This window comes from Pseudomonas sp. V98_8, from assembly GCF_029967975.1.
Classification (GTDB): domain Bacteria; phylum Pseudomonadota; class Gammaproteobacteria; order Pseudomonadales; family Pseudomonadaceae; genus Aquipseudomonas; species Aquipseudomonas umsongensis.
Map to the genome: position 1 here is coordinate 1 of NZ_JASCAE010000037.1, position 23,780 is coordinate 23,780.

Annotated in this window: 24 protein-coding genes; 13 read left to right on the top strand and 11 right to left on the bottom strand. The window is 60.4% G+C overall.

Features of this window, described 5'->3' with window-relative positions; translation table 11 throughout:
- Nucleotides 1–78: 78 nt before the first annotated feature.
- Complete coding sequence (gene nhaR / locus QLG10_RS10430) at nucleotides 79–978, top strand: transcriptional activator NhaR (RefSeq protein ID WP_110749098.1); 900 nt, start codon at nucleotides 79–81, stop codon at nucleotides 976–978.
- Nucleotides 979–982: 4 nt separating this feature from the next.
- Here nhaR and QLG10_RS10435 read toward each other — a convergent pair whose 3' ends face one another.
- Entirely contained in the window at nucleotides 983–2,137 is a 1,155-nt protein-coding gene (locus QLG10_RS10435; RefSeq protein WP_110749100.1) for an MFS transporter, read from the bottom strand.
- 324 nt (nucleotides 2,138–2,461) lie between these two features.
- Between QLG10_RS10435 and sstT the strand changes: the two genes are divergently transcribed.
- Nucleotides 2,462–3,694 carry a serine/threonine transporter SstT gene (sstT, locus tag QLG10_RS10440; RefSeq protein WP_110749104.1) on the top strand — a complete coding sequence of 411 codons (1,233 nt, stop codon included), beginning with the start codon at nucleotides 2,462–2,464 and terminating at the stop codon, nucleotides 3,692–3,694.
- Between the two features lie 190 nt (nucleotides 3,695–3,884).
- Here the strand turns inward: sstT and QLG10_RS10445 are convergent, their stop codons facing one another.
- The 3 genes from QLG10_RS10445 to QLG10_RS10455 form a co-directional block, all read right to left on the bottom strand.
- Nucleotides 3,885–4,394, bottom strand: coding sequence for a DUF1993 domain-containing protein (locus tag QLG10_RS10445; RefSeq protein ID WP_020800435.1), 510 nt, complete (start codon nucleotides 4,392–4,394; stop codon nucleotides 3,885–3,887).
- 78 nt (nucleotides 4,395–4,472) lie between these two features.
- Complete coding sequence (locus QLG10_RS10450; RefSeq protein WP_110749108.1) at nucleotides 4,473–5,666, bottom strand: acyl-CoA dehydrogenase family protein; 1,194 nt, start codon at nucleotides 5,664–5,666, stop codon at nucleotides 4,473–4,475.
- Complete coding sequence (locus QLG10_RS10455; RefSeq protein WP_110749110.1) at nucleotides 5,663–6,835, bottom strand: acyl-CoA dehydrogenase family protein; 1,173 nt, start codon at nucleotides 6,833–6,835, stop codon at nucleotides 5,663–5,665. Before QLG10_RS10455 ends, QLG10_RS10450 begins: the two co-directional genes overlap by 4 nt.
- 227 nt (nucleotides 6,836–7,062) lie before the next feature.
- On the opposite strand from QLG10_RS10455, the gene QLG10_RS10460 reads away from it, so the two are divergent.
- Complete coding sequence (locus QLG10_RS10460) at nucleotides 7,063–7,710, top strand: DUF480 domain-containing protein (protein WP_282487315.1); 648 nt, start codon at nucleotides 7,063–7,065, stop codon at nucleotides 7,708–7,710.
- 42 nt (nucleotides 7,711–7,752) lie between these two features.
- Here the strand turns inward: QLG10_RS10460 and QLG10_RS10465 are convergent, their stop codons facing one another.
- The gene (locus QLG10_RS10465) at nucleotides 7,753–8,580 is read right to left on the bottom strand and encodes a shikimate 5-dehydrogenase (RefSeq protein WP_282487316.1); all 828 of its coding nucleotides are present in this window, start codon (nucleotides 8,578–8,580) and stop codon (nucleotides 7,753–7,755) included.
- A gap of 244 nt (nucleotides 8,581–8,824) precedes the next feature.
- On the opposite strand from QLG10_RS10465, the gene QLG10_RS10470 reads away from it, so the two are divergent.
- The 3 genes from QLG10_RS10470 to QLG10_RS10480 all read left to right on the top strand — a co-directional run bounded on the left by QLG10_RS10470 (nucleotide 8,825) and on the right by QLG10_RS10480 (nucleotide 9,883).
- Nucleotides 8,825–9,208, top strand: coding sequence for a hypothetical protein (locus QLG10_RS10470; RefSeq protein ID WP_110749113.1), 384 nt, complete (start codon nucleotides 8,825–8,827; stop codon nucleotides 9,206–9,208).
- Between the two features lie 173 nt (nucleotides 9,209–9,381).
- Nucleotides 9,382–9,576: a hypothetical protein gene (locus QLG10_RS10475; protein ID WP_020800429.1), complete on the top strand. Its 195-nt coding sequence runs from the start codon at nucleotides 9,382–9,384 to the stop codon at nucleotides 9,574–9,576.
- A gap of 115 nt (nucleotides 9,577–9,691) precedes the next feature.
- A complete protein-coding gene (locus tag QLG10_RS10480; RefSeq protein ID WP_032831464.1) occupies nucleotides 9,692–9,883 on the top strand; it encodes a hypothetical protein in 192 nt (63 codons plus the stop codon).
- On the opposite strand, the gene QLG10_RS10485 is transcribed toward QLG10_RS10480, so the two are convergent.
- The 3 genes from QLG10_RS10485 to QLG10_RS10495 all read right to left on the bottom strand — a co-directional run bounded on the left by QLG10_RS10485 (nucleotide 9,880) and on the right by QLG10_RS10495 (nucleotide 14,367).
- A complete protein-coding gene (locus QLG10_RS10485; RefSeq protein ID WP_110749115.1) occupies nucleotides 9,880–10,938 on the bottom strand; it encodes an AI-2E family transporter in 1,059 nt (352 codons plus the stop codon). The two genes, QLG10_RS10480 and QLG10_RS10485, sit on opposite strands and share 4 nt — an antisense overlap.
- A gap of 193 nt (nucleotides 10,939–11,131) precedes the next feature.
- Nucleotides 11,132–12,940, bottom strand: coding sequence for a sodium-extruding oxaloacetate decarboxylase subunit alpha (gene oadA / locus QLG10_RS10490; protein ID WP_020800427.1), 1,809 nt, complete (start codon nucleotides 12,938–12,940; stop codon nucleotides 11,132–11,134).
- Nucleotides 12,941–12,951: 11 nt separating this feature from the next.
- Complete coding sequence (locus QLG10_RS10495) at nucleotides 12,952–14,367, bottom strand: acetyl-CoA carboxylase biotin carboxylase subunit (RefSeq protein WP_008056950.1); 1,416 nt, start codon at nucleotides 14,365–14,367, stop codon at nucleotides 12,952–12,954.
- A gap of 190 nt (nucleotides 14,368–14,557) precedes the next feature.
- On the opposite strand from QLG10_RS10495, the gene QLG10_RS10500 reads away from it, so the two are divergent.
- On the top strand, nucleotides 14,558–15,520 hold the full coding sequence (locus QLG10_RS10500) for a LysR family transcriptional regulator (RefSeq protein ID WP_110749117.1): 963 nt from the start codon (nucleotides 14,558–14,560) through the stop codon (nucleotides 15,518–15,520).
- Here QLG10_RS10500 and QLG10_RS10505 read toward each other — a convergent pair.
- From QLG10_RS10505 to uraH, 3 genes are all read right to left on the bottom strand, one after another.
- Complete coding sequence (locus QLG10_RS10505; RefSeq protein ID WP_110749119.1) at nucleotides 15,462–15,674, bottom strand: hypothetical protein; 213 nt, start codon at nucleotides 15,672–15,674, stop codon at nucleotides 15,462–15,464. The two genes, QLG10_RS10500 and QLG10_RS10505, sit on opposite strands and share 59 nt — an antisense overlap.
- 171 nt (nucleotides 15,675–15,845) lie before the next feature.
- Nucleotides 15,846–16,712, bottom strand: a complete 867-nt coding sequence (gene hexR / locus QLG10_RS10510; RefSeq protein ID WP_008056956.1) for a transcriptional regulator HexR — start codon at nucleotides 16,710–16,712, stop codon at nucleotides 15,846–15,848.
- Between the two features lie 265 nt (nucleotides 16,713–16,977).
- Nucleotides 16,978–17,331, bottom strand: coding sequence for a hydroxyisourate hydrolase (uraH, locus tag QLG10_RS10515; RefSeq protein ID WP_020800424.1), 354 nt, complete (start codon nucleotides 17,329–17,331; stop codon nucleotides 16,978–16,980).
- A 433-nt stretch (nucleotides 17,332–17,764) separates the two neighbouring features.
- Here uraH and puuE point away from each other — a divergent pair, with 433 nt between their 5' ends.
- From puuE to QLG10_RS10545, 6 genes are all read left to right on the top strand, one after another.
- A complete protein-coding gene (gene puuE, locus QLG10_RS10520; RefSeq protein WP_020800423.1) occupies nucleotides 17,765–18,691 on the top strand; it encodes an allantoinase PuuE in 927 nt (308 codons plus the stop codon).
- The gene (gene uraD, locus QLG10_RS10525) at nucleotides 18,688–19,203 is read left to right on the top strand and encodes a 2-oxo-4-hydroxy-4-carboxy-5-ureidoimidazoline decarboxylase (RefSeq protein ID WP_020800422.1); all 516 of its coding nucleotides are present in this window, start codon (nucleotides 18,688–18,690) and stop codon (nucleotides 19,201–19,203) included. The genes puuE and uraD overlap by 4 nt, the downstream gene beginning before the upstream one ends.
- Before the next feature lie 86 nt (nucleotides 19,204–19,289).
- Nucleotides 19,290–20,285, top strand: coding sequence for an allantoicase (gene alc / locus QLG10_RS10530; RefSeq protein ID WP_056853842.1), 996 nt, complete (start codon nucleotides 19,290–19,292; stop codon nucleotides 20,283–20,285).
- Nucleotides 20,286–20,405: 120 nt separating this feature from the next.
- Entirely contained in the window at nucleotides 20,406–20,909 is a 504-nt protein-coding gene (locus QLG10_RS10535) for an ureidoglycolate lyase (protein WP_007988150.1), read from the top strand.
- Nucleotides 20,910–20,959: 50 nt separating this feature from the next.
- Nucleotides 20,960–22,264, top strand: a complete 1,305-nt coding sequence (locus QLG10_RS10540; protein WP_179056115.1) for a urate hydroxylase PuuD — start codon at nucleotides 20,960–20,962, stop codon at nucleotides 22,262–22,264.
- Between the two features lie 139 nt (nucleotides 22,265–22,403).
- On the top strand, nucleotides 22,404–23,756 hold the full coding sequence (locus QLG10_RS10545) for a nucleobase:cation symporter-2 family protein (RefSeq protein WP_110749123.1): 1,353 nt from the start codon (nucleotides 22,404–22,406) through the stop codon (nucleotides 23,754–23,756).
- Nucleotides 23,757–23,780 lie beyond the last annotated feature (24 nt).

The window sequence follows — 23,780 nt, forward strand, 5'->3', positions numbered from 1 at the left end:
GCGATCTTTTGATCTTGATCTTAAAAACAAGATCAAAAGATCGCAGCCTGCGGCAGCTCCTACAAAGGAACGCAGCGCATGCTCAACTATCGACAATTGCATTACTTCTGGGTGGTGGCCAAGACGGGCAGCATCGTGCGCGCTTGCGAGCAACTGAACCTGACGCCACAAACCATCAGTGGGCAGATCTCGCTGCTCGAACAAACCTATGGCATTGAATTGTTCCGCCGGGTGGGTCGGCAGCTTGAGTTGACGGAGGCAGGCCGGCAAACCTTGCCTTACGCCGAGCAAATGTTTCAGTTGGGGGGCGAACTGGAATTGATGCTGCGCGCGCAGCCCAACGAGCAGCAGATCCTGTTTCGCGTGGGCGTGGCCGACGTGGTGCCCAAATCCATCGTCTATCGACTGATCGCGCCAACCATGGAGTTGAGTGAGCCACTGCGCATCACCTGCCGCGAAGACAAGCTTGAACGGCTGTTGGCCGACCTGGCCATCCAGCGCCTGGACCTGGTGATCTCCGACAGCCCGATGCCCTCACACCTGGATATCAAGGGCTACAGCCAGAAACTCGGCGAATGCGGGATCAGTTTCTTCGCCACTGCCGAATTGGCGGCGCGCTATGGCCAGGACTTCCCCCGTAGCCTGCACGGCGCACCCCTGCTGATTCCCGGGCCGGAAACCGTGGTGCGCAGCCGCTTGCAACGCTGGTTCGCCGAGCAGCAGATCCAGCCGCAGATCGTCGGCGAGTTCGACGACAGTGCCTTGATGCAGGCGTTCGGCCAATCCGGCAGCGGAATCTTCATCGGCCCGAGCGTGATCGCCGACGAAGTACAGCGCCAGTACGGCGTGCAAGTGATTGGCCAGACCGACGCGGTCAGCGAGTCGTTCTACGCCATTTCAGTGGAGCGCAAGGTCAAGCACCCCGGCATTGTCGCCATTACCGAAGGTGCCCGACGCGAGTTGTTTACCGAACTGTAAGGCCTCAGGCGCAGACTTCCCGGGGCTTGAACGTCATCAGGGCGATGGCCAGCAGGATCGAGGCGAGGATAAAAGCCGCCGCCGCGAAGCCAAGGCCTTGCAGCCCAACGCTGTCGATCACCCGCCCGCCAATCATCGCGCCCAGGCCAATACCCAGGTTGGCACCGGCAATGTTCAGCGAAGCGGCGAACGCTGGCGCTTCAGGCGCGGCCTTCATCAGGCGCACGTGACTGACCAGGAACATCGCCGCCTGGGTCACGCCCCAAATGCCCATCGCCGCGGCCAGACCGAGGGGCGAATGAATGTTCGGCACCAATGCCACCAGGCCGGCAATCATGAACGCACAGAACATCATCGACGCCATCAGCGGGTGACGATCCACCGCACGACCGCCCAGCGAGTTGCCGATCAACCCGACCGCGCCGAAACCCATCAGGCACCAGCCAACCACGGTGCCGTTGAACCCGGCCAAGCGCTCAAGGATATCGGCCAGATAGGTGTAGGCCGTGAACATGCCGCTGAACACAATCACCGAGAGCAACACATGACCCAGCATCAGCGGGCTACGCAGGATCTTCAATTGCGACAGCAAGCTCACCTGATGCTGGTGCAGGTTGGTTTTCGGCAAGTAGATAAACAGCAGCAGTGCCTTGGCAAAGGCGATGACCGCCAGAATGGCGAAAGCACTGCGCCAGCCGAACGCATCGGAAATCAACGTGCCCACGGGAATGCCGAACACCGTGGCACAGACAATGCCGAAGCCGATCTTGGCGATGGCGCGGCCGGCGTAATCGGGACCGACGATGTCCACCGCGGTCTCACTGGCCAGCGCCCAGAACACCGGCAACCCCAGCGCCGGAATCAGCCGGGCAAGCGCCATGACCCAGATGTTCGGCGCCAGTGCGGCCAGGGTGTTGGCCAGGCCAAACATGATCAACACCGAGATAAACAGCTTGCGCCGCTCGAAGCGGGCGAAGTATGCCGTGAGGAACGGTCCGAATGCGGCGACAGTGAAGGCGAACAGGGTGACCAGCAAACCAGCTTGCGGGATGCTGACGTCCAGGTCCCGGGCAATGGCCGGTAACAGGCCGACGATAACGAATTCCGTGGTCAGCACCGTGAAGCCGGCGGCAGACAACAGAAGAATGGGCAACAACATGTACAACTCCAGAAAACGACGACACCAGCGATAGCCCGAAGGCCCGCTGGCAGACATGAAAATGAGGATGGCGAATATTAACAGAGTGATAACGCACGCGGTTGCACGAACCTGCAAATCGCGTTGCGTAGCCGAGCGGCAGTTCGTCACAGGCCTGAAGGATTCTTCCTACGCTGTGATAAAGTCCGCGCCCTGCAAAACGTACACCCAGCGTTCATCGACCTTTCATGAAGTCGATGGCGCGACCCTCTTCGGTTTCCTGCCTGAAGCTGCTCAACAGCAGCGGTGAAACCTTGCACTTATAAAAATCCGAGATGCCGTTTTATGACTGCTTCAGCCCCTTCTATATTGCAACCCTTGAAACGCCTGAGCCTGGTCACGCAAATCGTGATCGGCCTGATCGCCGGTATCGCCCTGGCCTCGTTCGCGCCTGAAGCGGCGAAATCCACGGCGTTCATCGGCAAAGTCTTCGTCAGCGCGCTCAAAGCGGTCGCGCCGATTCTGGTGTTCGTATTGGTCATGGCATCGATCGCCAACCATAAGCACGGCCAGGAAACCCATATCCGGCCGATTCTGTTCTTGTATCTGCTGGGGACTTTCGCTGCCGCCGTGGTCGCGGTGGTTGCCAGCATGATGTTCCCGTCCAGCCTGGTGCTGTCGACCCATGACGTTGCAGTGACCGCGCCGGGCGGGATTGGTGAAGTGCTGCAAAGCTTGCTGCTGAGCGTGGTCGACAATCCGGTCAGCGCCTTGATGAACGCCAACTTCATCGGCATCCTGGCGTGGGCCATCGGCATGGGCATCGCCATTCGCCATGCGGGCGACACCACCCGTGAAGTGCTTGGGGACCTGTCCAATGGTGTGACCGTGATCGTGCGCCTGGTGATCTGCTTCGCGCCGCTGGGGATCTTCGGCCTGGTGGCCTCGACCCTGGCCACCTCCGGTTTCGGCGCCTTGATCGGCTATGCGCACCTGCTGGCCGTGTTGCTGGGCTGCATGCTGTTCGTGGCGCTGGTGATGAACCCGCTCATCGTGTTCTGGAAACTGCGCCGCAACCCGTATCCGCTGGTGCTGACCTGCCTGCGCGAAAGCGGCATAACCGCGTTCTTCACCCGCAGCTCGGCGGCGAACATTCCGGTCAACCTGGAACTGAGCAAGCGCCTAGGCTTGCACGAAGACACCTATTCGGTGTCGATCCCGCTCGGCGCCACCATCAACATGGCCGGCGCGGCGATCACCATCACCGTGCTGACCCTGGCGGCCGTGCACACCCTGGGCATCGCCGTGGACATCCCGACCGCCATCCTGCTGAGCGTTGTTGCGGCAATCTGCGCCTGTGGCGCCTCGGGCGTGGCCGGTGGTTCGTTGCTACTGATCCCGCTGGCGTGCAGTCTGTTTGGCATCCCGAGCGAAATCGCCATGCAGGTGGTGGCGGTCGGCTTCATCATTGGCGTGCTGCAGGACTCGGCCGAGACTGCGCTTAACTCGTCCACTGATGTGCTGTTCACCGCGGCGGCTTGCCTGGGCGAAGAACAGAAAGCCCAAAGATTGGCGTAACGCTGCAGATTCTGTGGGAGCGGGCTTGCTCGCGAAGGGGCCGTCAGCTTCAACATAAACGTTGCCTGACACACCGCCTTCGCGAGCAAGCCCGCTCCCACAGGTCCGGTGGTGAGCATGAAAAATGATCGCCCACGAAAAAGCCCGCCCAGGCGCAAACCTGGGCGGGCTTTTTTTGCAGCTGGACGGTTTAGAACGCGCCCATGTAGTCGCGCTTGCCCACTTCCACACCGTTATGACGCAGCAGCGCGTAGGCGGTGGTGACGTGGAAGAAGAACTGCGGCAGGCCGTAGGTCAGCAGGTAAGCCTGGCCGGAGAAACGCTTCTCTTTCGGCGTGCCTGGGCGGGTCACGATCTCGATGCCTTCCTTGCCGTTGATCTGCTCGGGCGTGAACTCGCCGATGTAGGCCAGGACCTTGGCGATCAGTGCTTGCAGTTCGGCGAAGGTGGTTTCGCTGTCGTCGTACTTCGGCAGTTCGACTTCAGCCAGACGGGAAGTCACGCCTTTGGCGAAATCAACGGCGATCTGCACCTGACGCACCAGTGGGAACATGTCCGGGTACAGGCGCGCTTGCAGGAAAGCGTTCGGGTCGATGTTTTTCGCAGTGGCGTGGGCCTCGGCTTTTTTCAGCACGTCGCTCAGGGCGTTGAGCATTTGCTGGAAAACAGGAACGGAGGCGTCGTACAGGGAAATGGTCATGGCAGTCTCGTGTGATGACAGGAGGAAAACGTCGGCCGATTATAGCCGTGCGCGGTCCTCCCGAGATCGCTCTTTTTGTTACTTGCCCGCACGCGCCTCCCTGGGCATGCCCAAGGCGCGCTCGGCAATGATGTTGCGCTGGATCTCGTTGCTGCCGCCATAGAGGGTGTCGGCGCGGCTGAACAGGTACAGGGACTGCAGCCGAGTCAGTTGATAAGGCGCGGCCTCGAGCAGTTCCGCCTCGGCGCCCAGTACGTCCATCGCCAGCTTGCCGAGGCTGGCATGCCAGGTCGACCAGAACAGCTTGTAGATGGTCGCCTCCTTGCGCAGAGAACCGTCCTGGCTACCCGAGAGCATGCGCAGCGAGTTGTAGCGCATGATGCGCAACCCGCTCCAGGCCTCGGCCAGGCGTTGGCGCAGGATCGGATCGCGGGCAGCCCCGTTGCGCTTGGCGATGGCGATGATTTCGTTGAGTTCGTTCTGGAACTGCATCTGTTGGCCGAGGGTCGACACACCGCGCTCGAACCCCAGCAACGCCATGGCGATTTTCCAGCCGTCGCCCGGCGCGCCGATAATATTGGCGGCGTCGGTGCGGGCGTCATCGAAGAACACTTCGTTGAACTCCGAGGTGCCGGTCAGTTGCTCGATCGGTCGCACGGTGATTGAAGCCTGGGCCATCGGAACCAGCAGGAAAGACAAACCGCGATGGCCGCCGCTGCCCGGTTCAGTGCGAGCAATCACAAAGCACCAATCCGATTCATGGGCCAGGGAGGTCCAGACTTTCTGCCCGTTGATCACCCAACTGCCGGTCGCTTCGTCCAGGGTTGCGCGGGTCTTGACGTTGGCCAGGTCGGAGCCTGCCCCAGGCTCGGAATAGCCCTGGCACCAGAAGCTCGTGCCGTTGACGATCCCTGGCAGAAAACGCTGTTGCTGCTCGACCGTGCCGAACGCGGCGATAGTCGGCCCGGCCAGGCCTTCGCCGATATGCCCCATGCGCCCTGGGCCGCCAGCGCGGGCGTACTCTTCGTGAAAAATCACCTGCCGGGTGATCGACAGCCCACGCCCGCCATGCTCTGGCGCCCAGCCAACACATGTCCAGCCGCCCTCGGCCAGTTTGCGCTCCCAGGCTTTGCGCTCCTGGGGAAACATGTGCTCATCGCCCGGGCCGCCGCGAAAGCGCAGGGACTCGAATTCACCGCAGAGGTTGACGCTCATCCAGTCGGCGACTTCCTGGCGAAAGCACTCGTCTTGCTCGCTGAAACTGATTTTCATGGTTGCTCTCCAAGAATTACCGCGGCGATCCGCTCGCGATGCCAGGCCGGCAGCCCGAGGAAGCTCTCGCTGGCGCGGGCGCGCTTGAAGTAGAGGTGTGGGTCATATTCCCAAGTGAAACCGACGCCGCCATGCAGCTGGATCGACTCGGACGCGCAGTGGAAAAAGGTTTCCGAGCACTGCGCCTTGGCCAGCGCTGCGGCCAGCGGCAGTTCGCCCGCCACGTCGGCATCGCCCCGGGGATCAAGGGCTTCCTGAGCGACGCACGCCGCGTAGTAGCAGGCCGAACGTGCGCATTCGACTTGCAGCATCATGTCGGCGGCACGGTGCTTGAGGGCCTGGAAACTGGCGATGGGGCGACCGAACTGCTGGCGTTCCTGCATGTAGGCCACGCTGAGGTCGAGCACCTGCTGCGCGCCGCCGGTCTGTTCGGCAGCCAGGCCGATGCAGGCCAGTTGCAGGACCTGCTCCAGGTGCGTCCAGCCGTTGCCGAATGTACCCAGCAGGCAGTCGGCTTCGAGGTACAGGCCCTTGAGCTCGATGCGAGCCTGGCGCCGGGTCTGGTCCATGGTCGGCAGCATTTGCCGCTCGATGCCCGCTCGCGCGCCGTCAACGGCGAACAGACTGATGCCCGCCGCGCCGGTCGATCCGGGTTGCCGTGCGGCAATGATCAAGAGGTCGGCACCATGGCCATCCAGTACATGCTTGAGCGTGCCGTCGAGGACAAAACCGTCGCCCTCAGCCACCGCCGTGGCCTGGACGTCGCCAGCCGACCAACCATTGGCACTGCTGAACGCCAGGGTCGCGGTCAGGCTGCCGTCAGCAATCGAAGGCAACCAACGCTGCTTCTGTTGATCGTTGGCAGCCAGCAATAACGCAGGTGTGGCCATGCAAGCCGTGGCGAAAAACGGCGAGCACAACAATCGCCGCCCCATCTGCTCCAGCAGGATTGCCAGCTCGACGAAGCCCAGCCCGAGGCCGCCATAGGCTTCGGGAATATGGATCGCCGGCCAGCACATTTCCTGGCATAACCGCTGCCAGAGGGCCTCGTCGAAACCCCGTTCGCTGACCATCGCCGCGCGCACGGCGGCCGAATCCGACACATCGGCGAGCAAGCCCTCGGCCGATGCGCGGATCATTTCCTGTTCGTCGCTGAATGCAAACTCCATCGCGGCGCCTTCTGTTCGTCTGGTGGGGCACGCGTGGCGCAACACCCCTTTGAACATGAAGTCTGCCGCTGTGCGGACGCGGTGAAATCGTCAGCCTTGCCTAGTCCGAACGAGCGATGCCGTGGACAATGAAGCGCTGCACGCAGGCAAGGCTCGACTAACCTCCATCAACGAGGTCTTATAAGCCGAGAAAATCCAGACCAACCCTTAGCGAGGTTCCAGACACTGTGAGTACTGAGCAAGAAACGACTTTCGACGAACCACGCCTGAACAGTACGGAAATCCGCATTCTGGGTTCCCTGATCGAAAAACAGGCCACCAGCCCGGAAACCTACCCGCTGACCCTCAATGCCCTGGTGATTGCCTGCAATCAGAAAACCAGCCGCGAGCCGGTGATGAACCTCACCCAGGGCCAGGTCGGCCAGAGCCTGCGCGCCCTCGAAGGACGCGGCTTCGCCCGACTGGTGATGGGCAGCCGTGCCGATCGCTGGGAGCACAAGGTCGACAAGGCACTGGAACTGGTGCCAGCGCAGGTGATCCTGACCGGGCTGATGTTTCTGAGGGGGCCGCAGACGGTCAACGAACTGCTGACCCGCAGCGGGCGCATGCATGATTTCGAGGATGCCGAGCAGGTCGTGCATCAGCTGGAACGCCTGATCGCCCGTGGCCTGGCAGTGCTGATCCCGCGTCAGGCCGGACAGCGCGAAGATCGTTATACCCATGCACTGGGCGATCCGGCAGATATCGAAGCGATCCTCGCGGCCCGCCAAAACTCGCCGGAGCGTGGTGCTGGCGGCGCTGTGTCGGTGGAGCGTATCGAGGAGCTCGAAGCACGAATTGCCGCGCTGGAAGAGCGCTTGGCACGCCTCGAATAAAGGGGCGAGCCTTTGCGGGCGGCGATTGCGGCTGCCCGTCAATCAATAGGCAAGGCTGCTGCGGGCAAATTCCACGGCTTTTTGAAACTGCTCATCGGTCGGGCGCACACCGGTATAAAGCACGAATTGCTCCAGTGCCTGGATCGCAATCACTTCGAGCCCGGTGATGACATGTTTGCCCTCGGTACGAGCGCGCACGATCAGCGGAGTTTCCGCAGGGACTGCGACGACATCGAAGACGATATCCGCAGCCGCAACGGCATGGGCATCGAACGCCAACTGCTCGGCATGTGGGCCGGTCATGCCGATGGGCGTGACGTTGATGAGCATTTGCGGACGTTGCTCACCGAGCTCGGCTTGCCACGGGTAACCCAGCGACTGGGCCAATGCCTGGCCCGCGCGCTCATTACGCGCCACGATCAAGCCGTTGCGGTAACCGCCATCGCGCAAGGCGCTGGCCACTGCCTTGGCCATGCCGCCACTGCCAAGCAACGCAAACGTGGTGTCCTTGGACACCTGGTGGGTCTGCAGCAACTGGGCAATGGCGATGTAGTCGGTGTTGAAGGCCTTGAGATGGCCGTCGGTATTGACGATGGTATTGATCGACTGGATGGCTGCGGCAGAAGGGTCCAGTTCATCGACCAGGGCTATGCAGGCTTCCTTGAACGGCATCGATACACCGCAACCGCGAATTCCCAGGGCGCGAATGCCGCCAACGGCGCCCGGCAGATCCTGACTGGAAAACGCCTTGTAGTAGAAATTCAGCCCCAACTGCTCATACAGGTGATTGTGAAATCGCAGGCCAAAGTTCCCAGGGTGTCCGGAGAGGGACATGCACAGCTGGGTGTCTCTGTTGGGGTTCATCTGCATATGAATCTCCTTGTGCTGCACTTTCGGATGGACGGGATTAGCCTGCCCATCGGGTTCTGATCAATCATATTTGCGTGCACTGGCGGACGCCGCGTGACCGTAAGGATGACGACACAGACCTTACACAAAATTTACCCGGCGGCTGTGCTGATTTTTAAAAAAAAGCTGTCTTAGAAGTATCCCCGCGACATTCCTTGAGTCTATTGCTGACACAAGCGCCGGGGCGAAGCACCGAGGAATCATCATGATCCGTAGAATCCCCACAGTGGCTTTGCTGATCGGCGCCTTCGCGGTCGCAGGCCAGGCAGAGGCCCATGGCGGTGGCGGTTGGGAAGGTCCGGCGGTATTTGGCGCGATCGTCGGCTCTGCCATCGTTGGCTCGGCAATCATCAACAGCAACCGGCCTGTGTACGTGACGCCGCAACCGGTCTACGCCCAGCCGGTTTATGCGCAACCGCAGCCGGTTTACATGGCGCCGCCCCCACCGGTCTACTACCAACCCGCACCGGTGTATGTGGGGCAACCGATCTACTACCGCCCGGCACCGGTCTACTACGGCCCACCCCGTGGTTACTACGGCCCACCTCGCGGCTACTACGGTCCGCCCCACGGTTACGGCCGCTGGTAATCCCGCGCGCGCAATCCGCCGTTCGTCGCCACAGGTCTGGAAAGATCCTGTCGGCGTCGTTCTCGGGACAGTGTCGACCGGTGAAGTCGGCAAGATTGACTCGCCCTTCCCTTTTGCGCCAGCAACAGCAATAACGGCGCCTGCAACGGGTCAATAACAACAAGGACGAGCTCATGCCCACGCAAAACCCGCACCGCATCAATGGCCTGTGCACTTGCAGCAAGGTCTACAACGCCCTGACGGAACTCAAGCAGCTCGAAGGTCATCGCAGCGCCAAGTTCCTTTCGCTGCTGACGCAGAACCTGGTGAGAAAGGGGCTGCTCAGCGAGCAGGAAGTGGTTCATATGCTCGACCAGGTGGTCGTCTGAGCGTCAGCCGGTGATCTGACCTCACTGGCATCAATGACCACTATTGAAAACGTTGATTTTCCCTCGACGCATGCGGACCGTAAGGTGACTCCACAGATTGATGGAGGTCCCTATGATGTCTCAGATTCAGATCATGTCCGTTATCGGCAGCGCCGTTCCCGCACCGCTCAGAGCGCTTGGGTTGCTCGCCTGCTGGTACCTGGTCCAGGACGGCGAACAAATCAGCGGCCCGCTGACCTCACTACCGGACGCCCAGGCGTTGTCCCTGCAAATCGGCACGGGACAGCCAGGCAAGCTCAGTGCCTAAGGCAACTGAACCCGCGGTTTTGTCTCGATGAAAATGGCCCAGCTCGACATGAACAGGGCCGCGATCAACGGACCGATGACAAACCCGTTGAGCCCGAACAACGCCAGGCCGCCCAGGGTCGAGATCAGGATCATGTAGTCCGGCATCTTCGTGTCCTTGCCCACCAGGATCGGGCGCAGCACATTATCCACCAGGCCGATCACGAACACCCCGAACAACCCCAGCACCACGCCTTGCCAGACTGCGCCGGTCAACAGGAAAAACGCCGCCACCGGCGCCCAGACAATCCCTGCCCCGACCGCCGGCAACAAGGACAGAAGCGCCATCAACACCGCCCAGACCAACGCGCTCGGAATGTCGAGAAACCAGAAAATTATTCCGCCCAATGCACCCTGGGTAATCGCTACCAACAGGTTGCCCTTCACCGTGGCTCGCACCACGCGATTGAACTTGAGCTGCAAACGGCGTTTCTGGTGTTCCTCCAGTGGCACGGCCATGCGTACCTTGCGCGCGAGTTCAGCGCCGTCGCGCAGGAAGAAAAACAACAGGTAGAGCATGATGAAAAAGCTGACGATGAACTCGAATGTACCCTGGCCAAGACTGAACACCCGATTTGTCACCTCGCCGCCTGCCATCGCGCTCTTGACGATTTTCTCCCGAAGCCCGTTCAACTCACCCACGCCGAACCGATCGAGCAAATGCTGGAAATACGGTGGCAAGTGATGCTTGAACTGCGTTACATACGCGGCAATGTCCAGCTCACCGCTCTCGATACTCTTGTACAGCGCCGTGCCTTCCTGAACCAGCAGGAAGCTGATGATGATCACCGGCAGGATCGCACTCACCAGGCAGATGCTTAACGTACAGAACGAAGTCAGGTTGCGCTCCCAGCCGAACTTTAGCTGCAGCCGGCGCTGCATGGGCGCAAAGACAATCCCCAGGATCACCGCCCAGAACACCGCACCGTAGAAAGGCAGCAGGATCCAGATGAACGCGATGCTCACCAACACCAGCAAAACCGCCAGCGATTTATCTTTTAGCGTCTCTTCGTTCATATCCGATCCTGGCCAGTCACCGGACGCAACGTTGCGCCCTGATGCTTAGGCCATCACAGCTCGCGCGAGTGCCGTAGGTTGTTCAAAAACATTGGAGGAAGGTGCCCAAGGGACCAATGGTAAATGTCCGGGCAAAAAAAAAGGGGAGCACATGCCCCCCCGAGGTTTAAAGCGTTGTATCGCGGCCGTTAACTCAGCCTTCGATCTCGATCAGGATCTCGCCCGGATTCACCCGGTCGCCCTTGGCCACGTGAATGGCGGTGACTTTGCCGGCGATGGCGGCCTGGACTTCGGTTTCCATCTTCATCGCTTCGGTGATCAGCACAGCCTGGCCCGCCTTGACGCTGTCGCCTTCCTTGACCAGCACATCGACGATGTTGCCCGGCATGGTGGTGCTGACGTGGCCTGGTGCGCTGGCCTGCTTGCGCTTGCTGCTGCCGCCGCCGACGAATTCGTTGAGCGGCTCGAACACCACTTCTTCCGGCATGCCGTCGATGGACAGGTAGAAGTGACGCTTGCCTTCAGCCTTGACGCCCACACCGGTGATGTCGACGCGGTAGGTTTCGCCGTGGACGTCGATGACGAACTCGGTCGGCACGCCTTCGCCGCCAGCCGAAGCGACGCCACCGGCTTCCGGAATCGGCAACAGCACTTCCGGGGTCAGGGTGCCCGCTGCACGCTCTTCGAGGAACTTGCGCCCGATGTCCGGGAACATGGCGTAGGTCAGCACGTCTTCTTCAGACTTGGCCAGGGCACCGATGTCGGCACGCAGCTTGGCCATTTCCGGCTTGAGCAGGTCGGCTGGGCGCACGTCGATCACTTCTTCGCTGCCGATAGCCTGGCGACGCAGTTGCTCGTTCACCGGGGCCGGCGCCTTGCCGTAGCCACCTTGCAGGTACAGCTTCACTTCGTTGGTGATGGTCTTGTAGCGCTCGCCTGCCAGCACGTTGAAAAACGCCTGGGTGCCGACGATTTGCGAAGTCGGGGTCACCAGTGGCGGGAAGCCGAGGTCTTCGCGAACCCGCGGGATCTCTGCCAGCACTTCGCTCATGCGGTTCAGGGCGCCCTGCTCTTTCAACTGGTTGGCCAGGTTGGAAATCATCCCGCCCGGCACCTGGTTGACTTGAACACGGGTGTCGACCGCGGTGAATTCGCTTTCGAACTGGTGGTACTTCTTGCGCACGGCGTAGAAGTACAGGCCGATTTCCTGGATCAGCTCGAGATTCAGGCCAGTGTCGTACTCGGTGCCTTTGAGGGCCGCGACCATCGACTCGGTGCCTGGGTGGCTGGTACCGGAGGCAAAGCTGGAGATTGCGGTGTCGATGTGGTCGGCGCCGTTTTCAATCGCCTTGAGCTGGCACATGGTTGCCAGGCCGGCGGTGTCGTGCGAGTGAATGAACACTGGCAGCGATTGCTCGGCCTTCAACGCCCTGACCAGTTCACCGGTGGCGTAGGGGGTCAGCAAACCAGCCATGTCCTTGATCGCCACCGAGTCGCAACCCATGGCTTCCATCTGCTTGGCCTGTGCCACGAACGCGTCGATGGTGTGCACCGGACTGGTGGTGTAGGCGATGGTGCCCTGGGCGTGCTTGCCGGCGGCTTTCACCGCTTCGATGGCGGTACGCAGGTTACGCACGTCGTTCATGGCGTCGAAGATGCGGAACACGTCGATGCCATTGACCGCTGCCTTGGCGACGAAAGCCCTGACCACGTCGTCGCTGTAGTGGCGATAGCCCAGCAGGTTCTGGCCGCGCAGGAGCATTTGCAGGCGAGTGTTAGGCAGCGCGGCGCGCAGTTGGCGCAGACGCTCCCACGGGTCTTCCTTGAGGAAGCGTACGCAGGCGTCGAACGTTGCGCCGCCCCAGCATTCCAGCGACCAATAGCCGACCTTGTCGAGCTTGTCGCAGATCGGCAGCATGTCTTCAGTGCGCATGCGGGTCGCGAGCAGCGATTGGTGGGCGTCGCGCAGGATGGTGTCGGTTACGAAAATCTTCTTGGACATTGTTCTATTCCTCACAGGCCTGCGTGGGCGGCAATGGCGGCGGCGATGGCCAGGGCCAGCTCTTCGGGTTTGCGCTTGATCGAGTAGTTGGTCAGTTCAGGGTGGCTTTCGACGAAGCTGGTGTTGAACTGGCCGCTACGGAATTCCGGGTTACGCAGGATTTCCTGGTAGTAGGCCGCGGTGGTCTTGACCCCTTGCACGCGCATGTCGTCCAGCGCGCGCAGGCCGCGGTCCATCGCTTCTTCCCAGGTCAACGCCCAGACCACCAGTTTCAGGCACATGGAATCGTAGAACGGTGGAATGGTATAGCCGGTGTAGATCGCCGTGTCGGTCCGTACGCCCGGGCCGCCGGGTGCGTAATAACGAGTGATCTTGCCGAAGCTGGGCAAAAAGTTGTTTTTCGGGTCTTCGGCGTTGATCCGGAACTGCAGCGCGAAACCGCGATGCTGGATGTCTTCCTGTTTCACCGAGAGCGGCAGGCCGGATGCAATGCGGATTTGCTCGCGGACGATGTCGATGCCAGTGATTTCTTCGGTGATGGTGTGTTCCACCTGCACCCGGGTGTTCATTTCCATGAAGTACACCTCGCCCTCGGCGAGCAGGAACTCCACGGTACCGGCGTTCTCGTAACCCACGGCCTTGGCTGCGCGCACCGACAGGTCGCCGATGTAGGCGCGCTGTTCCGGGGTCAGTTGCGGGCTCGGCGCGATTTCGATGAGCTTCTGGTTGCGGCGCTGGATCGAGCAGTCACGCTCGAACAGGTGCACAACGTTGCCAAAGCTGTCGCCGAGGATCTGCGCTTCAATGTGCTTGGGGTTGACGATGCACTTTTCCAGGAACACTTCCGCGGAACCGAACGCCTTGGTGGCTTCGGAAATGACGCGCGGGAACGCTTGTTCAAGTTCTTCACGGCTGTTGCAGCGACGGATACCGCGACCGCCACCACCGGAGGTAGCCTTGAGCATCACCGGGTAGCCGATACGGTCACCCTCGGTCAGGGCTTCTTCGATGCCCGAAACGTTGCCTTCGGTACCCGGGGTGACTGGGACACCCGCCTTGATCATGCTGCGGCGAGCTTCGGTCTTGTCACCCATGCGGCGAATGACTTCAGCCGATGGACCGATGAATTTGATCCCGCGTTCGGCGCAGATGTCGGCCAGTTCAGCGTTTTCCGAGAGGAATCCGTAACCGGGGTGCAAGGCATCGCAACCGGTTTCCACCGCCAGGTTCACCAGCTTGCGCGGGTTCAGGTAACCGGCCAGTGGCTCGGCACCAATACTGTGGGCCTCATCCGCACGTTTGACATGCAGGGCATGGCGATCGGCGTCGGAATAGATCGCGACCGAGCGAATGCCCATTTCGGCACAAGCGCGTACGATTCGTACGGCAATTTCACCGCGGTTGGCGATCAGGATCTTTTTTATCACTTGGAGTTTCCCTTGATCCGGTGGTACCCACGACCTGCTAGACCAGGTCGACGAGTGACCAAATGTTTCAATTTGGTCGCACCGCCACACTAGCGCTCACAAGGGATTAACAAAAATGAATAATTATTGGGTCATGCATAAGTAAAGACTTATAGTTGACACACCAGCCCGTGGCCAGAGTGTTCAAAAAATGCGTAAGTCCTTGATGCGTATGACATTACGTCAATTGCAGATCTTCAACGAAGTCTGTGACCTGAGGTCCTACAGCCGGGCAGCCGACGAAATGTCCCTCACGCAACCGGCCGTTAGCCTGCAGATTCGTCAACTTGAAGAGCTAGTTGGCCAGCCGCTGTTCGACTATGTCGGCAAAAAACTCTACATGACCGAGGCCGCAGAAGCGCTGCAACGAGCGAGCCGGGACATTTTCGGGCGCCTGGAAAACCTCGACATGCAACTGTCGGACATGCAGGGCTCCCTGCAAGGCCAACTAAAACTGGCGGTGGAATCGAGCGCCAAGTATTTCGTACCGCATCTGTTTGCCGCCTTCAAGCGCCAGCATCCGGAAGTGAACCTGCAACTGACGGTGGTCAATCGCGCCCAGGTGATTCGACGACTGTCGGACAACCGCGACGACCTGGTGATCATGTCCATGGTGCCGCAGGACATGGGGCTGGAGTTCCTGCCGTTCTTGAACAATCCGATCGTTGCGGTGGCCCCGCCGGACCACCCGCTGTGCCATCAGGGGCCGTTGCGCCTACAGGATCTTGAGCCTTACACCTTGCTGATGCGCGAGGTGGGTTCGGGCACGCGATTGGCCTGCGAAGAATACTTCAAGGAGAAACGTGTGCATTTCAACCAGACCCAGGAGGTCTCCTCGGCCGAAGCCCAGCGCGAATGTGTGCTGGCGGGCCTGGGCGTGGCACTGTTGACGCGCCACGCCCTGAACCTTGAATTGGCCACCGGCGGCTTGATCGAATTGCCGATCGAAGAACTGCCGCTCTACCGCAGCTGGTGCCTGGTACAGGCCAAGGCCAAGCGCCTGTCACCGGTGGCTCACGCCTTCCTTGCGTTCATTCGAAGCGAAAGAATTCAGATCAGCGCGCTGGTTGAGCGCTTCGACGGGAAGTTGTCGCTGCCGCCTGCCAGTAATTGAGCTCAAGGTCGCCAGTAAAATCGGCGATCTCGGCCAGAAGCTGACGCTGCTCACAACGATCTTCGATCGCACGGCGAAACGCCATGCGGCGCCGGTCTTCCTGCTGGCGACGGGTTTTGACGACACTGTTGCGCTCTTCGTAGGGCTGGGCCATTTGCGTTCTCCCAAGTCGAATACGGGAGTTTCAAGATAGGCGCGAGGGATGACGGTTTGGCGGCGGGTCGGTGACAGAGAGATGAACAATCAAAAGATCGCAGCCTGCGGCAGCTCCTACAGGGATTTGTGAACACCTGTAGGAGCTGCCGCAGGCTGCGATCTTTTGACCTTAGTCGTCCAGCGCTTTCACCGACTTGGGCGACAGGCGCAAGCTGCGCAGGCTGCGCTTGACGCTCTTGAGGTGGTTGACCAGGCTCGGCCCGCGGGCCATGGCCACGCCCATGGCCAACACATCGATCACCACCAGGTGGGCGATGCGCGAGGTCAGCGGCGTGTAGATTTCGGTGTCTTCATGCACGTCGATGGCCAGGTTGACGGTCGACAGTTCAGCCAAAGGCGTCTGGCTAGGGCACAAGGTGATCAACGAGGCGCCGCTCTCACGCACCAGGTTGGCGGTGATCAGCAAATCCTTGGAGCGGCCGGACTGCGAAATGCAAATCGCCACGTCGCTTGGTTTCAGGGTGACCGCCGACATCGCCTGCATGTGCGGATCGGAATACGCCGCCGCCGTGAGCAGCAAGCGGAAGAACTTGTGCTGTGCATCTGCCGCCACCGCACCCGAGGCGCCGAAACCATAGAATTCGACGCGCTGGGCCTGGGACATGAGCGTCACCGCACGCTGCAACTCCAGCGGATCGAGCTTCTCGCGAACCTCCATCAGCGTGTGCAGGGTGGTGTCGAAAATCTTCAGGCTGTAGTCCGCTACCGAATCGTCCTCATGGATCGCGAACTGCCCGAAACTCGCACCCGCCGCCAGGCTCTGGGCCAGCTTGAGCTTCAAGTCCTGGAAACCCGAGCAACCGATGGCGCGGCAAAAGCGCACGATGGTTGGCTCACTGATCCCCACGCTGTGGGCCAGGTCCGCCATGGAACTGTGCATCACGGCCGCAGGATCAAGCAAAACGTGATCGGCGACCTTGAGCTCCGACTTGCGTAACAGGTGGCGAGACTGGGCGATGTGTTGCAGCAGATTCAAAGGGCTGGACTCTTTTTTATTTGGCAGGCGCCGGGGATGTAGCACGCTTGTAGTTATACTACATGAATCGCCTTTTTGCCTGCTCAATAAGTAACTGAATTGTCTTCGTCACACCCTGTTTTGGCGGGATGGGCTTTATGTAGCAGCGGATCCGGCCTTTGCCACCCAGGATTTTTTGCGAAAAAAAGCCCGCAGTGTGAGCGGGCGAAAGACCAAAGAAGCTATATGCGCAGTCGCTTCCAGGTGGAGAAAGCTGTTTGGGGGATCAGCTTCCTCGGTACGTTGAATAGCTGTAGGGCGAAATGAGCAGCGGCACATGGTAGTGATCCTGCTCGGCAGAGATGCCAAAACGCAGCACCACCACATCCAGGAATGCCGGCTCCGGCAACTGGACACCACGGGCGCGGTAGTAGTCGCCCGCATGAAACTGAACCTGGTAGACACCGGTCCGGTACTCATCGCCTTGCAGCAGCGGCGCATCGACACGACCATCGCTGTTGGTTATCGCGCTGGCGACCAATTCCAGCTGCGAACCTTCAACGCGGTACAACTCGACCTTGATCGAGCTGCCCGGGCAACCATGTGCAGCGTCCAAAACATGTGTAGTCAAACGTCCCATTGATTCTGCGCACCTGCCTGCGTGGAGCAGCCAGGCTTCGCGCCTCCCGAAGTCAGATGAAAGGAGACCGCACCGATTCGGAGCACGAAAAGCTGCGGCGAGCGATTGATTAAGACACTTTTCAAAAAAATTGTACACAATAAAAACGACATTTTTGCGCCTGATGCCGCCAAAGATTAAAATCCCGCGAATTTCCTGCGAAGCCCGCCCCCTCCAAACCCTGCAATCATTAACTGACCAGCCAGGCAAGTTTCTTGCAGGTGCGTGTCGCTAACACGCAAAGATGACCGTTAACGAAAAATGCAAAAAATCAGGCTTACAAAGTGAATATAAAGTTGTATACAATCACCCCATCGCTGTGACGCCACCCAGTGATCCAACCTTTAGTCGCGTCACACCAACTGTCACCACGAATATAAGAAGGAAGACTGCAGTGAGCGCTGACTACCCTCGCGACCTGATCGGTTACGGCAGTAACCCTCCGCACCCACACTGGCCGGGCAATGCCCGCATCGCCCTGTCATTCGTTCTCAACTACGAAGAAGGCGGCGAGCGCAATATCCTGCACGGCGATAAAGAGTCCGAAGCATTCCTCTCGGAAATGGTGTCTGCCCAGCCGCTACAGGGCGCGCGCAACATGAGCATGGAATCGCTTTACGAGTATGGCAGCCGCGCCGGCGTCTGGCGGATTCTGAAGCTGTTCAAGGAATTCGACATTCCACTGACCATCTTCGCCGTGGCCATGGCCGCCCAGCGTCACCCGGATGTGATCCGCGCGATGGTCGATGCCGGCCACGAAATCTGCAGCCACGGCTACCGCTGGATCGACTACCAGTACATGGACGAAGCCCAGGAACGCGAGCACATGCTCGAAGCGATCCGCATCCTCACCGAAATCACCGGCGAGCGTCCGCTGGGCTGGTACACCGGTCGCACCGGCCCCAACACCCGCAAGCTGGTGATGGAAGAAGGCGGTTTCCTCTACGACTGCGACACCTACGACGACGACCTGCCCTACTGGGAACCGAACAATCCGACCGGCAAGCCGCACCTGGTGATCCCGTACACCCTGGACACTAACGACATGCGCTTCACCCAGGTGCAGGGTTTCAACAAGGGCGACGATTTCTTCGAATACCTCAAGGATGCGTTCGACGTGCTCTACGCCGAAGGCGCCGAAGCCCCGAAAATGCTGTCGATCGGCCTGCACTGCCGCCTGATCGGCCGTCCGGCGCGTCTGGCTTCGCTCAAGCGCTTTATCGAATACGCTAAAAGTCATGAACAGGTGTGGTTCAGCCGCCGCGTCGACATTGCACGCCACTGGCAGGAAACCCACCCGTACCAAGGGGCCGCGAAATGAGCGCCTTTCAAACATTGAAACCCTCGACCCTGAGCCGCGACGCCTTCGTCAAAGCCTTCGCCGACATCTACGAACATTCGCCATGGGTGGCCGAGAAGGCCTTTGACCTGGGCCAGGATGCCTCGATCGACCAGATCGAAACCCTGCACCAGCGCATGAGCGACATCCTGTTGAGCGCTGATCACGAAAGCCAGTTGGCCCTGATCAACGCTCACCCGGACCTGGCTGGCAAAGCTGCCGTCCAGGGCCAATTGACCGAAGCCAGCACCCATGAACAGGCTGGCGCCGGTATTCACCAATGCACGGCCGAAGAGTTCCAGCGCTTCACCGAGCTGAACGACGCCTACAAGGCCAAGTTCAAGTTTCCCTTCATCATGGCGGTAAAAGGCAGCAACCGGCATCAGATCCTCGCGGCGTTCGAAACGCGCATCCACAACCCGGTAGATACCGAGTTCAAGTGCGCGCTGGCGGAGATCAACAAGATCGCCCTGTTCCGATTACTGACCCTATAGCGAGTTTTGCCCGAGTGTTAAAAACGCTGAAGCACCCAGGGCACTGCAAGCATCCCAAGCCAACTTATTAAAGGCAGACAAGAAGAATGAAAGCTTACGCCGTACCTTTCGAGAAGTTCGTCAACCTGGCCGACGCCCGCCTGGGCACCAAGATCATCTCGGTCACCGATGACTGGTTCGCAGACGCCAACCGTCTGTTTCAACCGACCCCGGCCGTGTGGAAGGAGGGCGTGTTCGATGATAACGGCAAGTGGATGGACGGCTGGGAGTCGCGCCGCAAGCGCTTCGAAGGCTACGACAGCGCCGTGATTCGCCTGGGCGTGCCTGGCTCGATCAAAGGCGTGGACATCGACACTTCATTCTTCACCGGCAACTTCCCACCGTCGGCTTCCCTGGAAGCCTGCTTCCTGGCCGAAGGCGAGCCGAATGAAAACACCCAGTGGACCGAAGTGCTGTCGGCCGTCGAGCTGCAAGGCAACAGCCACCACTACCACGAAATCAGCAACGACCAGGCGTTCAGCCACCTGCGCTTCAACATCTACCCGGATGGCGGCGTGGCTCGCCTGCGCGTGTACGGCATCCCGTTCCGCGACTGGTCGGCGGTGGGTGACAACGAGCAGGTCGACCTGGCGGCAGCCCTCAACGGTGGCCGCGCCCTCGCCTGCTCCGACGAGCACTTCGGCCGCATGAGCAACATCCTCAACCCGGGCCGTGGCATCAACATGGGCGACGGCTGGGAAACCGCACGTCGTCGCACGCCAGGCAATGACTGGGTGATCGTCGCCCTGGGCCATCCGGGCGAGATCGAGAAAATCATCGTCGACACCCTGCACTTCAAGGGCAACTACCCGGACAGTTGCTCGATCCAGGGCGCGTTCGTGAAGGGCGGTACTGACAGCCAGATCGAAACCCAGTCGCTGTTCTGGCGTGAACTGCTGCCAAGCCAGAAGCTGGAAATGCACGCCGAACACACCTTCGCCGAGCAGATCAAGGCCCTGGGCCCGATCACCCACATCCGCCTGAACGTGTTCCCCGACGGTGGTGTGAGCCGCCTGCGCGTCCTCGGCAAGGTCGCTAAATAAGCGCTGAGGCCATTCGCGAGCAAGCCCGCTCCCACATTTGAAATGCATTCCCCTGTGGGAGCGGGCTTGCTCGCGAAGGCGTCAGATCAAACAACACAAATTTTGGATAAGAAGACCAGCATGCGCACACTGACGATTGAACCGCTGACCAAAGAAGCCTTCGCCCCTTTCGGTGACGTGATCGAAACCGACGGCAGCGATCACTTCATGATCAACAACGGTTCGACCATGCGCTTTCACAAACTGGCGACGGTGGAAACCGCCACGCCAGAGGACAAGGCGATCATCAGCATCTTCCGCGCCGACGCGCAGGACATGCCGCTGACCGTCAGCATGCTGGAGCGTCATCCGCTGGGCAGCCAGGCTTTCATTCCGCTGCTCGGCAACCCCTTTCTGATCGTGGTCGCGCCACTTGGCGATGAACCTGTATCAGGCTTGGTCCGCGCCTTCGTCACCAACGGCAGGCAGGGCATTAATTACCATCGCGGCGTCTGGCACCACCCGGTGCTGACGATCGAAAAGCGGGATGACTTCCTGGTGGTTGATCGCAGTGGCACAGGCAATAACTGCGATGAGCATTTTTTCAAAGAGGATGAGCGTTTGATCCTCGCCCCCCACCAATAAGAGAAGGTCTGATCACTCGACAACAGAGTGACAGGCGAGAGGTAAAGACTGTGGAAGCACATCTGTTGGAATGGCTGAACCTGAGCGTGCGCTGGGTTCACATGATTACTGGCGTGGCCTGGATCGGCGCATCGTTCTACTTCGTCTGGCTGGAAAACAACCTCAATCGGGTCAACCCGAAAAGCGGTCTGGCCGGTGATCTGTGGGCGATCCACGGCGGCGGTATCTACCACCTGGAAAAATACAAACTGGCTCCACCGACCATGCCGGACAACCTGCACTGGTTCAAATGGGAAGCCTACTTCACCTGGATGTCGGGTATCGCGCTGCTGTGCGTGGTGTTCTACTCCAACCCGACGCTCTACCTGCTGGCTCCGGGCAGCACCCTGAGCGGCCCTGAAGGCGTGGCCATCGGTATCGGCTCGTTGTTCATCGGCTGGTTCATCTACTCCTTCCTCTGTGACTCGGCCCTGGGCAAACGCCCTGCCCTGCTCGGTTTCATCCTGTTCGTACTAATCATTGGCGCCGCCTATGGCTTCAGCAAGGTGTTCAGCGGTCGCGGTGCATACCTGCACGTCGGCGCGATCATCGGCACCATCATGGTCGGCAACGTGTTCCGCATCATCATGCCGGCGCAGCGCGCACTGGTGGCGGCCATCGCCGAGAACCGCACGCCCGATCCGGCGCTGCCGGCCAAAGGCCTGCTGCGTTCGCGCCACAACAACTACTTCACCTTGCCGGTGCTGTTCATCATGATCAGCAACCACTTCCCGAGCACCTACGGCAGCCAATACAACTGGCTGATCCTGGCCGGGATCGCGGTACTGGCGGTGTTGGTGCGTCACTACTTCAACACCCGTCACGACAGCCACAAGTTTGCCTGGACCCTGCCGGTGGCAGCGGTGGGCATGATTTGCCTGGCCTATGTGTCTGGTCCGAAGCCGATGTCCAGCGCGCCTGAAGTGGCCAAGGCACCTGCCGCGATCGAGTACCAGCCTCTGCCGGAAACAGCAGTGGGTGGTGGTTTGAAACCGGCTGAAGCAAAACCTGCCGAAGCCCCTGCAGCCGCGCCAGCTCAGGCGTCCAACGCCGGCCCTGGTTTCGACAAGGTGCACAGCGTGATCCAGGAACGTTGCGCAGTCTGTCATTCGGCCAAACCGACCAGCCCGCTGTTCAGCGCCGCTCCCGCCGGCGTGATGTTCGACACCCCCGAGCAGATCCGCCAGAACGCGGCGCGCATCCAGGCCCAGGCCGTCACCAGTCAAATCATGCCTTTGGGCAACATCACCCAGATGACCCAGCAGGAACGTGACCTGATCGGCGCCTGGATCGTTCAGGGTGCCCCGACCAATTAAGCAATAAAAGCTTCGCGAGCAGGCTCGCTCCCACACAGACAATGCAAAACCTGTGGGAGCGAGCCTGCTCGCGAATGGCCGCACCGCGGTCGACCCTGATGCAAAAAATCACAAGAATAAAAATGATCCGAGGTGTTGCATGTCCGAGCTCTCCCCAGCACGCATCCCCGACGCACCCGCCATTCAGCGTTTGCCCCTTTTGCAACTGATCCTGGTCGGTCTGCAACATGTTCTGCTGATGTACGGCGGCGCCATTGCGGTGCCGCTGATCATCGGACAGGCCGCTGGCCTGAATCGTGAAGAAATCGCCTTCCTGATCAACGCCGACCTGCTGGTCGCCGGCATCGCCACCATCGTCCAGTCTCTCGGTATCGGCCCCATGGGCATTCGCATGCCGGTGATGATGGGCGCCAGTTTCGCCGCCGTCGGCAGCATGGTCGCCATGGCCGGCATGCCGGGCATCGGCCTGCAGGGGATCTTCGGCGCGACCATCGCCGCCGGGTTCTTCGGCATGCTCATCGCGCCATTCATGTCCAAGGTCGTGCGCTTCTTCCCGCCGCTGGTTACTGGCACGGTCATCACCTCGATCGGTTTGTCGCTGTTCCCCGTGGCCGTGAACTGGGCCGGCGGTGGTGCTCAAGCCGCTCAATTCGGCTCACCGATCTACCTGACCATCGCCGCATTGGTGCTGGGCACCATCCTGCTGGTGCATCGTTTCATGCGCGGCTTCTGGGTCAACATTTCCGTATTGATCGGCATGTGCCTGGGCTATGTGCTTTGTGGCGTGCTGGGCATGGTCGACCTCAGCGGCATGGCCCAGGCGCCATGGCTGCAATTTGTCACGCCGTTGCACTTTGGCATGCCGAAATTCGAGCTCGCGCCAATCCTCTCGATGTGCCTGGTGGTGGTGATCATTTTCGTCGAGTCCACCGGGATGTTCCTGGCCCTGGGCAAGATCACCGGCCAGGAAGTCTGCCCGCGCATGTTGCGTCGCGGCTTGTTGTGTGACGCCGGCGCCTCGTTCTTCGCCGGCTTCTTCAACACCTTCACCCACTCCTCCTTCGCGCAGAACATCGGCCTTGTGCAGATGACCGGCGTACGTTGCCGCTCAGTAACCATCGTTGCTGGCGGCTTGTTGATCGTGCTGAGCCTGCTACCCAAGGCCGCGTTCCTCGTGGCCTCGATTCCACCGGCGGTGCTGGGCGGCGCGGCGATCGCGATGTTCGGCATGGTCGCCGCCACCGGTATCAAGATCCTGCAGGAAGCCGACATCGGTGACCGACGCAACCAATTGCTGGTGGCGGTGAGCATCGGCATGGGCCTGATTCCGGTGGTACGACCGGAGTTTTTCGCCCACCTGCCGGTGTGGATGAGCCCGATCACCCACAGCGGTATCGCCATGGCCACGCTTAGCGCGCTGACCCTGAACTTGCTGTTCAACATCCTCGGTGGCGCCGAACGCGCGGCCATCAACGACTGTCACGCCCACTAAGACAGAAACGCCCCCCCACTGTAG

Bases quoted from the DNA above. Each gene is read 5' to 3' on its own strand.
- uraD (WP_020800422.1), top strand. From the start codon at position 18,688: ATGAGCGCCTTTCAAACATTGAAACCCTCGACCCTGAGCCGCGACGCC.
- QLG10_RS10435 (WP_110749100.1), bottom strand. From the start codon at position 2,137: ATGTTGTTGCCCATTCTTCTGTTGTCTGCCGCCGGCTTCACGGTGCTG.
- nhaR (WP_110749098.1), top strand. From the start codon at position 79: ATGCTCAACTATCGACAATTGCATTACTTCTGGGTGGTGGCCAAGACG.
- oadA (WP_020800427.1), bottom strand. From the start codon at position 12,940: ATGTCCAAGAAGATTTTCGTAACCGACACCATCCTGCGCGACGCCCAC.
- QLG10_RS10470 (WP_110749113.1), top strand. From the start codon at position 8,825: ATGATCCGTAGAATCCCCACAGTGGCTTTGCTGATCGGCGCCTTCGCG.
- QLG10_RS10475 (WP_020800429.1), top strand. From the start codon at position 9,382: ATGCCCACGCAAAACCCGCACCGCATCAATGGCCTGTGCACTTGCAGC.
- QLG10_RS10535 (WP_007988150.1), top strand. From the start codon at position 20,406: ATGCGCACACTGACGATTGAACCGCTGACCAAAGAAGCCTTCGCCCCT.
- QLG10_RS10485 (WP_110749115.1), bottom strand. From the start codon at position 10,938: ATGAACGAAGAGACGCTAAAAGATAAATCGCTGGCGGTTTTGCTGGTG.
- QLG10_RS10450 (WP_110749108.1), bottom strand. From the start codon at position 5,666: ATGAAAATCAGTTTCAGCGAGCAAGACGAGTGCTTTCGCCAGGAAGTC.
- QLG10_RS10465 (WP_282487316.1), bottom strand. From the start codon at position 8,580: ATGCAGATGAACCCCAACAGAGACACCCAGCTGTGCATGTCCCTCTCC.
- QLG10_RS10455 (WP_110749110.1), bottom strand. From the start codon at position 6,835: ATGGAGTTTGCATTCAGCGACGAACAGGAAATGATCCGCGCATCGGCC.
- QLG10_RS10480 (WP_032831464.1), top strand. From the start codon at position 9,692: ATGTCTCAGATTCAGATCATGTCCGTTATCGGCAGCGCCGTTCCCGCA.
- QLG10_RS10505 (WP_110749119.1), bottom strand. From the start codon at position 15,674: ATGGCCCAGCCCTACGAAGAGCGCAACAGTGTCGTCAAAACCCGTCGC.
- sstT (WP_110749104.1), top strand. From the start codon at position 2,462: ATGACTGCTTCAGCCCCTTCTATATTGCAACCCTTGAAACGCCTGAGC.
- alc (WP_056853842.1), top strand. From the start codon at position 19,290: ATGAAAGCTTACGCCGTACCTTTCGAGAAGTTCGTCAACCTGGCCGAC.
- uraH (WP_020800424.1), bottom strand. From the start codon at position 17,331: ATGGGACGTTTGACTACACATGTTTTGGACGCTGCACATGGTTGCCCG.
- QLG10_RS10445 (WP_020800435.1), bottom strand. From the start codon at position 4,394: ATGACCATTTCCCTGTACGACGCCTCCGTTCCTGTTTTCCAGCAAATG.
- QLG10_RS10500 (WP_110749117.1), top strand. From the start codon at position 14,558: ATGCGTAAGTCCTTGATGCGTATGACATTACGTCAATTGCAGATCTTC.
- QLG10_RS10545 (WP_110749123.1), top strand. From the start codon at position 22,404: ATGTCCGAGCTCTCCCCAGCACGCATCCCCGACGCACCCGCCATTCAG.